The organism is Pullulanibacillus sp. KACC 23026 (assembly GCF_029094525.1).
Lineage (GTDB): Bacteria > Bacillota > Bacilli > Bacillales > Sporolactobacillaceae > KACC-23026.
Genome location: NZ_CP119107.1, coordinates 2,970,062 through 2,985,230 on the forward strand (window position 1 = coordinate 2,970,062; position 15,169 = coordinate 2,985,230).

Below are 15,169 nucleotides of genomic sequence, written 5' to 3' on the forward strand. Positions count from 1 at the left end.
TTTTTGAAAACCTAGAATCATTCACATATACTTCACCGCCGTAAAGAATCTAAACATCCTAAGCATTAAAATTAAGCTGTAACTTATTGAATATAAGACTTATAGCTTTCTTCCTTTTGTTAATTGTTCCTTCAACCAATGGTTATCAACTAGAGTGTCTCCCTCTTCCAACAAAATGCTATAGAGACGAGACCTTAAGTCTTGGACAACCGACTGGTTCGCTTCAACATGTATCACATTGTTTAATTCATGAGGATCCCTAATTAGATTATAAAGTTCATCCACATCCGTTGTGTTCCAAATATATTTCCATTCTGCAGTTCGAATCATCCTCTGAGTATAGAGTCCAAATTGCTGTCCATTATAGGTTGCAACGACCTCGTTTCTCCAATTTAAGGGAGACTTTCCTTCTATAATGGGTACTAGAGAACTTCCCTGATGAATGTCTGGTGGTTTAATCCTACACATTTCCAGAATAGTGGGCGAAATATCTAACAAATTATAGACAAAATGATCACAGTTCAAATGATTTTTGAGCTTATTTGGCCATTTTATAATTAATGGAACCCTAACCACATCTTCGTACAGGACAAAATGCTTATCCATCATTCGATGTCCTCCACACATGTCTCCATGGTCAGTTGTGAAGATGATAATTGTATTTTCTTGAATCTCCATCATCTGGACAGCCTCTAGAACCTGACCAATCGCATCATCAACTTGACTAATCATTGCATAATATCTTGCTACTAGAGGTGCCCAATCCTCCCAAGTAAAATCCTCAATTCCCCAGTTTACCAACTGCTGACGCTGGATATAAGGCTTATTTTCAAAAGAATCTTTAAAATTTCCCCATTCTGGAATAGTTTCTGGTTGATAGAGATCCGCAAACTTTTGATTGGGCTTACAAGGAAGATGCGGGTCCGAAAACTCTAATCTAATGTGCCAAGGATTAGTCGACTCAGAATAATTTCTGATCATATCAATGACTTTATTGGTTAACCAGTGGGTTCGTGTATCCTCCAAAGGAATGGGGTCAATTTCACCAAACCAAGTGGAAAGATCATCTTTTTCATAAAGTTTGATTCCGTCTGTATATTTATACTGTGGATATTTCTCAGTTCGATAGCGTTCATACTCGGCTTCACTAACATACTCATCATAACCGAAATCGGTAGGATCATATGTGGGATGAACATGCCATTTACCAAGGTACGCGGTTTTATAACCTTCCTTCTTAAGTTCTCTCGGCCAAGAATAATCCTTTATGTCAATGGTTGAAACTTTTGGTCCCAAATCATAATTCCACAAAGCCCCCAGCATTTCCGGACGTCTCCCATTTAAAAAAGATTGACGAGCGGGACAGCAGAGAGGAATATGAGTGTAGGCATTGGAAAACCACGCCCCTTCACTTGCTAGGCGATCGATATTTGGGGTAAGTACTGGATATTTTTCACTAAACCCTATACAATCATAACGTTGTTGATCCACCATAATATACAAAATATTCGGTTTTTTATCCATAGACTACCTCCGTTTATTTTTGCTGACATAAAACTGAGGTATACACCTTTGGAACATACTTAATTGCTTATTTCTAATTCTCCTATTGAATCTTTAATCACTAATTGGCATGGAATAAGAACTCGTCCTCGATCCCATTCTTCATTTAAAAGAATAGAAATTGCTAAGCTCCCCAACTGTTTTAGTGGCTGTAAAAGGGTACTTATGGAGACTTTTAACATGGACTCAAATGGGATATTACCTGAAGCGACAAAGGATAGATCTTTAGGAATGTGAATCCCCTTCTCCGCTAAGACTTCAAGCATGACATGAGAAGAAGTATAATCGGCAGTGAAAATTGCGGTACATTTTGGATGACGGTCAATCCAGTCGCCAAATAAGTCCTTTGCATCCAAACGACATTCCGGCCTACCAACAAACCAATCTTCAGAATAAACGATTCCATTTTCTTGAAACCCCTTAATAAAGGCATCTTTTCGATGATCATAATTCGAAAAGCCTTCTCTCAACCCCAATAGCCCAATATTCTGATGTCCATTGTCTATTAAATATTGAATGGTCTCAATTGAAGCTGTATAGATATCGGAGTTAACACAAACAAAGGGACAATCTTTAAAATCCGAATTAAGGACAACAAACCTTTGACCTTCATCCCAAGCATGGATTAAAAACTCCAATTGATTTACCGAGGGAGTTACCACAATAAATCCATTAAGGTCAGGTGGATAACTCTCCTGAAATCCATTGTCGATAAATTGAATAACTCGACCTCTGCGATACACCTCCTCTCTTAACCCATCCATTAATTCTGAAAGAGCAGCGTAAACGCTTGAGAACGGGTGACACACCCAAACTTTTACCGGTAGTTGATCCGCCATATTGTTCGAAGTGATGGTTTGTGCAACGAAAGTTCCCTTTCCTTTTTGAGCTGTTAATACCCCTTCCAAAATCAGTTCATTAATAGCCCTATTCAAAGTACTCCAACTGCAATTATACTCCTGGCACAACGTATTACGGCCAGGAAGGAGATCACCAGCTCTTAAGATTCCATTACCAATTTTATCTTTAATATCTTGCTTGATTTGGAAATAAGCAGGTGTAAATTTTTGTCCCAAACTGTTCCCTCCTTTGTGGATTGAATTATGTTTTGAACCAGATCCATATCTCAAGGTTCATTCATAAAATTCTAATCGATTTAACTCTCTGAACTCCCCACTCTTCAACCCTACTTTGATACATATATATCAATGTCGAGCGTAAAACATGTCAGTCCAAATACTTTAAAATACAATTTCCCGAATTCACTGTTTTACTTTATAAAAATCTCAAACCCTAATCTTTAAAAAATTCATAAAATTGTCATTAGTAAGCCTTTGGGTGATCGAATCTACAGAAAAATCACAACCGCTTACAAAAAAATCAAGTCTCAGTTTGCAAAAAGACAAAAAACTTTTGTAATTTAAATCAAAATCCTCTTGTGTGACCCCATGTAATGTTAGAATAGTTTCATATCAAATAGGCTCAAGCCGCGCACTACTCATAAGCATGCAAAAAGCGTGCTCTTGATATCACTTTAAAATCAGTGACAACAAGAACACGCTATTGAGTCATTGGCTCTGGCTCTACAGATGTGAGCGAACCGTGGTATTTACTAGTCAGGAGTTCATGATCGTTTCCTAGTTTTGACTACCCTTAGAAAACCCTCAACAACTTCTGATCGAACAGAAGAAACCTTAAGCCTTATTTTTTTCTGGAGGGTTTCTTTTTAATGTACCATAATTATTCAAGTACTCATCATACAATTTTTCAACGCGCTCATGAAAGCTGTTGGATTCAAAGTACTCTTGTGATTGCGTGCCTTCTAATGCAAGCAAATACAACTGTTTGACATCTTGACCAACCTGGTCATTTAAAAGAAAATCCTCTAAATTAGCATTACTGTTGCTTCTTTGCAAATTAGGATCAATGAATTCTTCTAGCTGTTGCTTTAACTTGACCTCATCCGCTGGCCAAGGAAGGTCTAATGTGGTAGAAATGCGTCTTAAGGCTTCGATCGGATTTCCAAAAAGCTCTTCGTAGGAAATGATGACGCGTTTGTCCCCAAATGTATCTCTTAAAGAAAAAAGCGTTCTGAGCTGCCACTGACGAAGCGCCCATGTCTCATCGCGGTCCCAAGCCCTTTTGTTAGAAGCCACGACATCAATCGGATTTCGAATAATGATCACATGATGCGGCTCAGCGTTTAGCTCATTTAGAATATCCTTCCATAACTTTAGATAATCATTCGTACGGGGATCCTTCCAGCCCCAAACTGGTTTATCTAAGAAGGTCTCTTTCATATATTCTTTTAGTTCATTTTTTAAAGGACGTATTTTTTTACTTTTTTCATAGCCTTCTGGTGACGGCCGAAATGGCAGTTTTCCTCCAATTTTTTTATGAATGGTAAGAATTGGCTTATTTTCAAAGTACCCTTTCGGATTAGCTTTTTTTGCTTTAATAAACGGGTCATCCCCTAAATCCACACCCATAAAATTCAAAGCTCTCGTTAGAACCGATGTACCCGATCGACCATTTCCTAATACGAGTACCGCCTTCGTTCTAGGCAATTTCTCAGACTTATTTAGAAATTTAGTCAAACCTACCGACTCTAGAAATCCGCTTCCCGTACTTTTAACTGTTTTAGACAACTGTCTTGCCCCTTTCTTTCGTTAAATCAATGACATATGTAAGTATAAAGATAAGTTCTTAATATTTTATTAACACCCCCTAAGATTATTTCTTTTTGATAAAACACTGTGAAATGTTCAAGACGTACATTTTGTAATAGCGCATTGTCCAAAAAAGCATTTTTGTGGTAATGGCTGTAAACAACTTTGGTAATAGGAGAAACATTGAACATCCGTTAAAGGAACTTCCCCTCGCTATATTGAAAATTCTTATTATATTGGTTGAAACTTTCCAGAAAAAGTGGAAGAAGGAAGAGGCAAACCATAGATTTACTCTAGTTCACGTTTACGATAATAGGGGATGTGATCGATTGGCAGCTTCACCGGAAACAATTAGAGATATTGAAAGATACAAGGTTATTAATTAATGATTATATAAGGAGAAACATTTAATTCTAATAGAGCCTAAAAAAATAAAATCCCTCCATTTGTCGTTCTTTCACACCGGGGGGATTTCCACTATTTTGTAAAAAGATTCATTAAAAATTATTTTACTCATTTAATTGGGATACAATTGAACAGGCCATGTCTAAGCCCCTCTGTTTTTAATGCACCAGTAAGAGATTTATTGCTGTTTTATATCGTAACGCTTGGCAGCTTCCTAAGGAGTTCCTTTACATCTTCAAGTTTTGTATGACCCGTGACTGGATCAACAATTGAGGTGTAAACATGAGGGATCACTTCTTTAGCACCATTCTGTAAACAAACCTCCACCACGTCTCCAATCGTATTAGTATCAATTCCACCTGTTGGTTCAAATACATCGAGGCCATATTTAGCACCAGACTGAACCATTGCGGCAACTTCATCCAAGCAATAATTTCCCTTTATAGGAAAAAATTTAATCGATGGAACACCAATATCTGCAAGCATCGCTGCGGCCACATCTGTTGTCACAACCCCATAGTCCTTTTCACTCTTCGCTCCCGTTGAAATAATGACTTTTCCTGCTTCACCGCTTGGTCGAATCAGTGCATTAACCAGTGTATGGGGGCTGTTTGCTTGTTTTAATGCTCCCAACGTATAACCAGCTGCGGGAAAGACCTGATTGACATGGGCAGGTCTTGTTTCAACAGAAACACGAATTACTCTTTCCCATTGACTTGCATCGCCATTCCCCAGTCCTACTGATACCGCAATGCCAGCTTCTTGATAGGTATTTACTATTTCTACCGCTTCTTCATCGGTTGTAAAATCTTTCACCATTACACCAATTAAAACGTTTCCTTCCGTTATATCATTAATTTGTTTGGCATTTTCAAAATTCTTAGCTAAAACATTTAATCGAATCATTTCTGATTACCTCCTAGAATTTCTTTTAACCGATTAACAATGATTACTTCTTGACCTTCCAAAAGCGGTCTTGGGTCAATATTAATGATGTTTAAATTGGCATAATGATTACGAGTGTATATGGCTGGATTCCCAGATTCCAATTCATGAATTAATTGATAAGCCGAATATCCCGTTTGTTTTTCATCAATTGTCAGCTTAGCACGATAGATAGCGCGTCCCGCCTCATCTTGAACAATTGAGGCTGTCATCCCATTGACTTCTTCATTGACTCGTTTGCAGAGGGCCTCCATCCTTGAGAGCTGACTGTCCGCATCTGATTCTTTTTCATGATAATGCTGAATGGCTGCGAGGAGACCCATGATGCCTTCTTTACCAATTTTCATAGGTCGTCCGACACCTTTATATTGCATCCGACAAGCTTTAATTAATTGTTTTTTTCCACAAATGAAACCTGATGTCGGCCCTTCTATTGCCTTGCCACCGCTATAAATAACAAGATCCGCCCCTAATTGAATGTATTTCTTTAAATCCTCTTCAGCTGCCGCATCGACGATAACAGGCAGACCATATTCCCTTCCCACAGCCATCATATTTTCTAATGGCAGCATCCCCTTTTGAACGGCATGATGGGATTTAATATAGAAGAGACCTGCCGTATTTTCATTAATAGCTTGCTTAATATGGTCGATTTCAACTTGGTTGCTTTGGCCCACTTCCACAACCTTTCCCCCGCCAATCGAAATCATTTGGGCGACTGGGGCACCAAAATTAACACTATGCCCTTTTTGGACAATGATCTCAGTAGACACGTTTTTCACATTCGGGACTGTTTCAATTAAATTTAAATTCGTACCCGTTATAACAGCAGCTGTGGCAATTGCAATACCAGCTGCCGCTCCTGTTGTAGGGAGAGCATCCTCTGCTCCTGTGTATGGAGCAATGACTTCGCCTGCTTTTATATAGAGCTCTGAAATATCAACATAATCTTGAGAAGCTGATTGAAGTGCGGCCGCAACCGGGTTCGATACGGCGCTCGCTCCCAAGGCTGTCATTTTCCCACTCGCATTTATAATTTGACGTAATCCAAATTCTGTAAAAATGCTCATTTGTTAATGCCTCCAAATCTCATTTCAATAAAGAAAACTTAGTTAGCACAAGCCATTAGCAGAAGGCAGCCGCCTAATTGCACTTATACTTAGTTTCTAAACCTTTTTCCTGCGTCGAGTATCTGCCTTGCTAGATTTTATCTTTTTTAATGTATAAAATAGGGATGATTGACGTCAGCCCTTTTTTAAACAATTAGTGAGTTACAATCGGAAAGATCACCCCAAGAATCATAGCACCAAGTATGGCCCCTCCTGCGATCGGCTTTTTAAAATAGTAGAAAATAGCCGCTCCTGCAATGGAACCAATACCAACTGGGACTGAAGCCGTTACCGCTGAAATAATAATAAGTGGACCGAGGTAACGTCCAGAAGCATTACCAGCCCCCATCATGACGTCCGCTCCAAATGTTGACGCACGAGCTCCATCAATGGTAATTTTTCGAATTCCAATAATTATAAGACCAATAAGTGCGCCTAATATGGCCCCTGTCAGAATGGCTAAGGGAAATGAAACAATGGGGGCGGTGAAACCTGAACCTAGCATTAAGGCAGGAATACCAATTCCGACTCCCGTTTGTAAGGATCCGCCAATATCTAATATTCCGACTAGTGGACCTTCAAGAATCCTGGCAAATAGAAAACTGGCCCCGAATGCCGCTGCCGCTCCATAACTTCCACCTTTTATACCAGCTTGAAGCATCGCAACTATAGCTATGTCATTGAAAGCGCCAACATGGTAGACATAATAAAGGTGAGTACCGGCAAATATACCTGCTGCAAGAGTCGCAACGAATACAACAAACGCCCATTCAGAATACCAAAAACCTGTTAGTTTTATTTCTTGTTCATCAGGCTGTATCATCTATTTCACCTCAGTTCCAAAGAATTGATGAAGCTGTTTCAGCCAACCTGGTGTGGAAATATGAATGCTATTAAGTAAGGTCACATCAAATGCTCGGAAAAAGCCGCTAAGTACAAATAATAGGATAATAGCAGTCAGAAGTATTTTCGTAATGCGATTCCAGCCGCCATCATCAACCCCTTTACCAATCAATATTCCTAAAACAATACCTGGTACGGCATTTCCCATTATCATTTGAGCTAAGCCACCTAGTACAGTTCCCCAAGTCCCTGTACGTTTTCCGGCATCCATCGCAGCTGTCCAGAATACGATTGGCATTACAGGGTTAATTAGCCAGTTGGCGGCGGGAACTAATACTTGTGTCGCAACGTTTTGCATAGACGGTGGAATGGCCGCTGCTGTTGAGTTCAAAACAGTTACAACTATGATCCCAATAATGGCACCGACTATGGCCATTTTCTTTGGATTGTGCAGGGTTTCTTCTAGTTTTCTATTTTTGACTAACAGGACTCCCGCTGACCAATTTGGGATAATACGATGCTCAACATCCTGTGTAAAGGCTCCAGCTCCGATAACAGACGCCCAAGAATTAAATAAGAAACCTAACCCAAATGAAAAGTGGGCAATAGGGTCTCCCTCACAAGCGTTTAATTCGCCAAATGTTCGAAATGCCCCCATCCCTTGAACTTTAGGGGCATGAAACATCCGCGCAGCTCCTGCGCCTGCTCCAAACCCTACTAAAGCCCCTATGATGATCGATTCAAAAATAATAGACAAATGATTCATAGACACCCTCCTTTATTTTGAAAAAAGCTTTGTTTTTCCAATGAATTGTGCCACACCAAATTCTTCCTTTGTCTCTTTGTGAAATGAGATCTTATCAAGTTCAATAAGATTCAGTCGTACTTTTACTTGAAGCGTGAGTTCATAATGAGTCCGAATCCTTGGAAACAAGATGCCTAAAAACCTTTCTTTATAGGAAACTTCTTTTGCATGGATCACGTCCATATCAAGCGGCTCAATCCGAAAGAGCATACCTTGTGTTTCCTTCTCAACCTCTTTTTTAATGTGGCTCATAGCAACGGCTAGTGCCTTTTCCTTAGTCTCTGCTGACCCCTTTACAGTGACCGTCTTTTCCATTTCTCTTTTCATAGTTTTAACCCCTGTATGTGTTGACATAGGCTTCTGTTAATCTTTTTCCGAGCTCTTCACTATCCATGAATCCAAAACCTACAACTTTTTTGCCATTCTTAATTGCTGTTACGCCGGCATCGATTGAGCGAAGGCCGAATTCAGCTGGATATTTGTATTTGGTTTGAGCCGTTATTGCCCCTGCCCCACCGCTGCCGCAAAATGAAATACCAAAATCTGCCTGCTCTTTGTTCATGACGTCACCAACCTTCATATCCGCACCAACACCAGGAATTAAGATGGGAATGCCTCCTGCCTTTTCAACACCTAAAGCTACTTTCTGCCCTTTACCTAATCGGTCTCCAATCACCACTTTTACAGGTTCCATTTCATTCTCCTCCTTTAACTTTGCTTGCACCTTCTAAGTGAACCGCTAATAAAAACACTTCGGATAAATAGTGTGGGTCTTCAAGCTTTTCCTTCAAGGGTTCTAATAAGCAAAAACTTAATTCGATACTTTGCTGTGATAGTTGGTCCCATAAACTTTGATCAATCCCCGGGACGGTATCAAGATCCTCAATACGACGAATTAAATTAACAAGATGAACACTCAACGCAATCCATTGATTAAAATTCATTTCCAGTCCCAATTGGTTTAGCTCTGTTTCTATTGTTTGCAGAAGCTTGTTCAGCTTTTGTCCTTCCTCTGGAGATAGTGTCAGCTTGCTTTGAACTTCATTCATAACTTTTTCCATTAACGGAGAAAACCTTTCCTGATTTAACTGCGTATTTGGCAATAATTTGTTTGTCACTTGTGATGGCCTCTCCTTCTGAATCAATTAGTTTAATAGGATCCTCTGTTAGTTTTAAAATACTTATATCAGCAACTGTGCCTTCAGCTAGTGTTCCTAGCTCCTCTAATCTTAGAATTTTAGCCGGATTGACAGTTGTCCAGCGGATGATATTTTCCAAAGAACACCCTAAAGCTAGAAACTTTGACATAGTTGTCACAAGGCTGTGGACAGGCCCCTTTATGTTCTTTTCATAGATATCTGTACTTATTGTGTAGGGGGCTACATTAAGCGCCAAAGCCTTTTTCATCGTTTTAAAGCTAAAACTGGACGTTCCGTGTCCCACATCGAATAAGACACCGCGTTCTAAAGCTTTCTTTGCTGAAGGAATTAAATCTCCATGATTATCTATAATCCCGCCTTTTTTTCCATGAAACGCATGTGTAACCACATCGCCTTTTGTCAATCGGTCAAGAATATCCGGGAGCGGAGGAGGCGCATTTCCTATATGAACCATTAGTGGAATATCTAATTGGTTACCTAATGACTTAGCTATTGTAAGAGGTTCGATGCCGCTCTCTTTTACAACGGAAGCACTCATCCTCGCCTTTATTCCTCTTATAATCTCATTCTTTTTGATGACCTTTTTAGTTAAATCAAGGTCAATATCGTTTAAGTCCGCTAATTCTGAAAGACTTTCACAAAGCCCCGAGCCTGCAATATTTATCCAGGCGAGAACTTGAGTCTTGCTTGTTTCGACCTCTTTCGTTTTGAACTCTTGAAAATAGCGAGCACCTGAACTCCCCGCATCGACAACCGTAGTCACGCCTTGCTGGATCCCAACCGAATCAGGAGCAACGCCCATACCTACAGTTCCTTGGAAAACATGAACATGAAGATCTATTAATCCAGGGGTCACCACACATCCTGTTGCATCCAATTCCTCTTTCGTTTTGTAGATTGGTGAACCACTCTTTTCAACTCGGACTATTATTCCATTGTCTATATAGAGGTCGTATTGACCTTGTCTGCCAGTCGCGATATCCATCAGTGTTCCGCCTTTTATCTTAAGATCCCACATTGACATCACTTTCCCCCTTCTCTTCCCATATGAAATAAGCCATAATGGCATCTAATTCTTCTTCCGAAAGGTTAATTTCCCGCTCGGAAAACATTTTTGTAAGCTCTTGACGAATGCCAAATTCGACTTGCCCAACAAGTCTTGTTCTAGTTTCTGCACTATGGTAAGCATTGTTAAAGGCAAGACGGTTAACCATAAAAAGAAGATGTTGGAAAAGCCCCTCTGATCGGTTGGATGGGAGATAACGCTCAAAATGAGTAGTGATGAATTTGGCTATTTCTAACCCTTTCATAATAATGTCTTGGGTCAATGCCTCTAGATTAGATTGAACATGTTCTTCACTGTTTAGCTTGGGCTTGCTCCCTGTTTTTTGGGGGAGTTCTTCTAATAGATGCTTAATATCTTGCAAATCCTTGTCTGTCGGAATGACGTTGACTTGTATAACTGGGATGGTGCACTCAACCGGAAGCATGCTTATCACTATATCAACATCAAGAAATTCCACCGTTTTTTCAATTTCTAGTACAGAACAAGTTCCGGCAACAATTAATTCCTTCATATCTCTTTCAAGCTTATTTTTCAGTAACCTCGCCATCCCCCTCCCTGTGCCGCAGACAACAAGTGCCTTGTATTTTTGGGAATTCTTAAGCCTTTCGATAGAGGCTTGAAAATGAAGCACGAGATACCCTATATCTGATTCAGTAAAAGCAATGCCTTCTGAGTTGATGTATTTTAAATAACTGTTTTCAACCATTTTAAATAGTTGGTTATAGTGGCGTGCAATATCGTTAATAAAGGGATTAGGCTCAACAATACCCTGTTGAATTTTCTTCAATTTATCTGACAAGTGATTGAATAAGAGATTAATTAATTCAGGGTCTTGATGAAAGGGAATTTGACTGGATTCCGTTAAGTCTATAACCAAGTTCTTAGCAAGTTTATAAGGGTCAATGTCCCGATAGCCGTCCAATGCAATTAGTGATTTTCCTATTAAAGGAAGACTTGCATACACAATTTCATGCTCAGGCAAATTCAAGTCAACCGATCGAGATAACTCCTCCATCACTTTTTTAAAAAGAATAAAAATCTTATTACTTTCAATGCTTTTATCTTTATAAGAATCAGATTCAATAATAAAACCCTTTGAAACTCTTTGCAGGGCAATAGGGACACGGATCAGCAAGCCGATAACCACTCTGTCTGATAAACTGATTCCTAATTGCTCGTTTGTTAGTCTGATAAAATGTGCGATGGTTTGATAAATACAAATGAAATCAACATGTAGCCTTAGCAAATGGCCATAGCGGTTTAATAAATTGGTCTCGGTCCGTCCCTGAGAGATCGCTTTCAATAGCTGAAACATTTCATGAGGATCAAAGGCATTTTGAAGAATGTGTTCTAAACCCAGTCTTTTTTGATTTTCCGTTCCCAAAAGGTGAATCCCTTTGCGTCCTCTAGATAGCTTCAGCCCCCATTCTTTTAATAAAGGTTCTACCATCGAAAGATCAGATTGGATCGTTTGCCGACTGACTTTCAACTTATGCTCCCAATAAGAAATATTAATAAATTGTGTTTCTGCCAACAGATCAAGCATTATGATTCTACTACGCTCGTTTTGATCATAAACGCTCGATTCGGGGTTATCGTTTTCTTCTAACAATCTATAAAGCCTATTTCGTTTTGATGGATTGGACTCCAGCCAAACACCTTTCTTAGGGCTGGAATAGAGCACCATTTTTACTTTACTCAACCACTTCCTTATAGCTTCCAAATCATATTTGATCGTTCGAACACTTAAATTGAAAGTGTCAGCCAGGTCTTTAATATGTATGGGCTGATTATTCTCAAGAAAATTTCTAAGAAGGGCCCTTTGTCTAGAAGTTAACACTGGCACCTCACCTCCTATTTATGTTGTTTAATTAAGTATATTGGAAACGCAATAATTAAAATAGTACGAATTTTTTCACCCGTTTATAGTGCAAACTCTTAACAATTGAGTGCGTAAGGAATAAAAAAAGGAGGTTAAGATGTTAATGGCGACTGCCGCATTCCGTATTATTCCAATTAACTCCGCTCCAATTCTATTAACTGCTTTTTCTCCACTTTAAGATAAGAACGTCGCGTTCCTCACATTTGTAAGTTGACCACATCACTTTAAAATGGCTAAACTTTTGACAATAAGAAGCCCCTCGTCGTTTGATAAATTTGGTTGGGAAACCAAAATTTATGACCGATAGAGGGGTTTTTTATGTTTCATTTAAAAGTTTCTCGACTCTTGGCATCTGCCCAAAGTTTTTTTCATCAAAACAACCGACTCCCATCCAGGAAGCCGGCTGCATTTATCGGTTAATTTGATTTTGGCTGAGTCAAGTCGTAAATGGTGACTCCATTCATAGTCTTAGAAGAGAAGTTATTTTCCACCCATGTCGTGATGGATTGGTTGGTGCTAAAACCACCACCCATGGCACTGCCTTGGAAGTTACCCCCAGGCGTATTATGACCATAGGAGCTACCGCTTGTGTTCCCACTGGTGTTGCTATCTGTGGTTGAACCATGGTTGCTTTCAGTGGAATCGCTGGAATTGGCACTCGAATTTTCGTTAGAAGACGCCTTGCTATTAAAAGTTTTCCAATTTCCAAACCCGCCGCTTGCGCCCATTCCGCCACTAATGAAGTAGTGAACCTTTCCTTCACTGACTATTTTTTTAAACTGAGCAAGGGTCGGATCTGGGTCACTGCCTGTAAATCCACCGATGTCCATGATTGGCAGGCCAGAAGCCAACTGATAAGTCGCGGAGGTTTGCGAACCAACTGTTGCGGCTGCCCACGTGTAGCTAGACGCCTTGTTCTTTAACAGGCTGACGATGTCACTGTTTGCCGTGTCTCCACCCATGCCTCCAGATCCTTTCTGGAAGTTTCCAAAGCCGTTTGCAGTTGAGCTTGAACCGGAATGGGATCCCCAATTTCGTGATTCATTCCCATTTGAGCTCGAAGCGGAGCCTGATTGTCCAAATCCTGATGGTGGTTTCGAGCTAGAGCTTGAACCAGAATCTGAACCGCCAAAGTTCGGCATTTGGTTAGAGCTTGAGCTGTTCGAGTTGCCCGAATTAAAGCCTGGAGGTCCTCCTTGCATGCCTCCAAATTGACCGCCCATTCTGCCATTCATACCACCATTTGTCACAGCTGGGCCGGCTGACGGAGTGGATCCGGTTTGCGGCGTGCTGATCGCTTGTATCGAGAACGCCAGAGGGCCTGCCAAGCTTGCGACAAGAGCGCCTACTGTTGCAGTCTTAGCAAGATTTTGGCCTAACCAAGGAGCGGCTAAGATTCCAAGTGCCGATAAACCGCCGACGAGCAGAATAGCAGGACGTAACCAAGGAAGCCAGTTAGGTGAACGATCAAGAAGTTCAAATGCCCAAGCCGCCGTTGCGAACGTTGCAAGGGCTAAGCCGATTCTAGGAACCCACGTATGACGTTTCGGCCAAATCACATCTATACTAATGCCGATCATAGCTGCGAGTGCTGGCGCCAATGCGACGGTATAATACGAGTGAATCGTTCCAGAACCGAAGCTGAACACAATACCCGTCACAAAGAAGGTACCTGCCCAAATAAGTAGCGCAGGCATCGCGCGGTTTTTTCTCCAGTTATTTCGAATCAAGTAGAACGAGAGAACTAAAAGAATTAAGGCTGCTGGGATTAACCAGGAAATCTGACCACCCATTTCACTGTTGAAAAGTCGGCCGATACCTGTGCTGCCGCTGAACATACCTCCACCGCCCATACGGCTGCCATTGCCGCTTTCATTCCCAGTCAACCGGCCTAATCCATTGTAGCCGAAAATGAGATCGAGAATGCTATTTTTCTGAGAGCTGCCGATATAAGGACGATCGGCTGCTGGAGTTAACTGGACAATGGCCACCCACCATCCAGCCGACACGACGACACTTATGGCGCTCATGATGATTTGTGTCAGCCGCTTCTTCACAGACACAGGAGCGAATACAGCGTAGACCACGACAAAAACCGGGATGACAAAAAAGGCTGCAAGCATCTTAGTCAAGAATCCAAATCCGATTAAAATCGATGCCAAGACCAACCATTTCGTTTTGCCATCTTCTAGAGAGCGTGTAAAAAAGTAGGCACTGGCTGTGAGCAGTAAAACTAAAAGCGCATCTGGATTATTAAAACGGAACATCACCGCGGCGACTGGCGTTACGGCGAGAATTAGACCAGCTAATAGGGAGGCACCCGGGCTGAACCAGCGACGTATTGTTAAATAAAGAATCCATACGGTGAAGACTCCTTCTATTGCCTCTGGAACAAGCATGCTCCAAGAATTTAAACCAAAAATCCGAGCTGATATCGCCATGACCCATAATGAAGCGGGCGGCTTATCCACCGTTATAAAATTCGACGCATCGATTGATCCGAAGAAGAACGCCTTCCAACTCTTTGTAGCGGCCTGAACAGCTGCTGCATAAAACGAGTTCGACCAGCCTGATTGGTCGAGACCCCAAATATAGGCGACTGCCGTTAAAATGAGTAAGATAATAAGTGCGGGTTTTTCCCAGGCGGTCGCTCGGACTCTTTCATTCGTTTTTTTGGCTTCAGGTGGATCGGTAGTGTTCATTTCAGCTGATTTCAACATGG

Annotated in this window: 13 protein-coding genes; all 13 read right to left on the reverse strand. The window is 40.8% G+C overall.

Annotated elements, in window-relative coordinates; genetic code table 11:
• Positions 1–99: 99 nt before the first annotated feature.
• A complete protein-coding gene (locus PU629_RS13655; protein ID WP_275280617.1) occupies positions 100–1,524 on the reverse strand; it encodes a sulfatase family protein in 1,425 nt (474 codons plus the stop codon).
• A gap of 59 nt (positions 1,525–1,583) precedes the next feature.
• A complete protein-coding gene (locus tag PU629_RS13660) occupies positions 1,584–2,639 on the reverse strand; it encodes a GntR family transcriptional regulator (protein WP_275280618.1) in 1,056 nt (351 codons plus the stop codon).
• Between the two features lie 618 nt (positions 2,640–3,257).
• Positions 3,258–4,211 carry a sulfotransferase family protein gene (locus PU629_RS13665; protein WP_275280619.1) on the reverse strand — a complete coding sequence of 318 codons (954 nt, stop codon included), beginning with the start codon at positions 4,209–4,211 and terminating at the stop codon, positions 3,258–3,260.
• A gap of 615 nt (positions 4,212–4,826) precedes the next feature.
• Complete coding sequence (locus tag PU629_RS13670; protein ID WP_275280620.1) at positions 4,827–5,543, reverse strand: KDGP aldolase; 717 nt, start codon at positions 5,541–5,543, stop codon at positions 4,827–4,829.
• On the reverse strand, positions 5,540–6,652 hold the full coding sequence (locus PU629_RS13675) for a DgaE family pyridoxal phosphate-dependent ammonia lyase (RefSeq protein ID WP_275280621.1): 1,113 nt from the start codon (positions 6,650–6,652) through the stop codon (positions 5,540–5,542). Before PU629_RS13675 ends, PU629_RS13670 begins: the two co-directional genes overlap by 4 nt.
• 193 nt (positions 6,653–6,845) lie before the next feature.
• Entirely contained in the window at positions 6,846–7,514 is a 669-nt protein-coding gene (locus PU629_RS13680; RefSeq protein ID WP_275280622.1) for a DUF4310 family protein, read from the reverse strand.
• Entirely contained in the window at positions 7,515–8,300 is a 786-nt protein-coding gene (locus PU629_RS13685; protein ID WP_275280623.1) for a DUF4311 domain-containing protein, read from the reverse strand.
• A gap of 12 nt (positions 8,301–8,312) precedes the next feature.
• On the reverse strand, positions 8,313–8,666 hold the full coding sequence (locus tag PU629_RS13690; RefSeq protein WP_275280624.1) for a DUF4312 family protein: 354 nt from the start codon (positions 8,664–8,666) through the stop codon (positions 8,313–8,315).
• A 4-nt stretch (positions 8,667–8,670) separates the two neighbouring features.
• Positions 8,671–9,033 (reverse strand): SFCGS family glycine-rich protein, encoded by a 363-nt coding sequence (locus tag PU629_RS13695; protein WP_275280625.1) that lies wholly within the window; start codon positions 9,031–9,033, stop codon positions 8,671–8,673.
• 1 nt (position 9,034) lies between these two features.
• Positions 9,035–9,400, reverse strand: coding sequence for a PRD domain-containing protein (locus PU629_RS13700; RefSeq protein ID WP_275280626.1), 366 nt, complete (start codon positions 9,398–9,400; stop codon positions 9,035–9,037).
• A complete protein-coding gene (locus tag PU629_RS13705) occupies positions 9,381–10,523 on the reverse strand; it encodes an amidohydrolase/deacetylase family metallohydrolase (protein WP_343076287.1) in 1,143 nt (380 codons plus the stop codon). Before PU629_RS13705 ends, PU629_RS13700 begins: the two co-directional genes overlap by 20 nt.
• Positions 10,504–12,405, reverse strand: a complete 1,902-nt coding sequence (locus tag PU629_RS13710; RefSeq protein ID WP_275280627.1) for a BglG family transcription antiterminator — start codon at positions 12,403–12,405, stop codon at positions 10,504–10,506. The genes PU629_RS13705 and PU629_RS13710 overlap by 20 nt, the downstream gene beginning before the upstream one ends.
• A gap of 458 nt (positions 12,406–12,863) precedes the next feature.
• A complete protein-coding gene (locus PU629_RS13715) occupies positions 12,864–15,167 on the reverse strand; it encodes an ArnT family glycosyltransferase (RefSeq protein ID WP_275280628.1) in 2,304 nt (767 codons plus the stop codon).
• Positions 15,168–15,169: the final 2 nt, after the last annotated feature.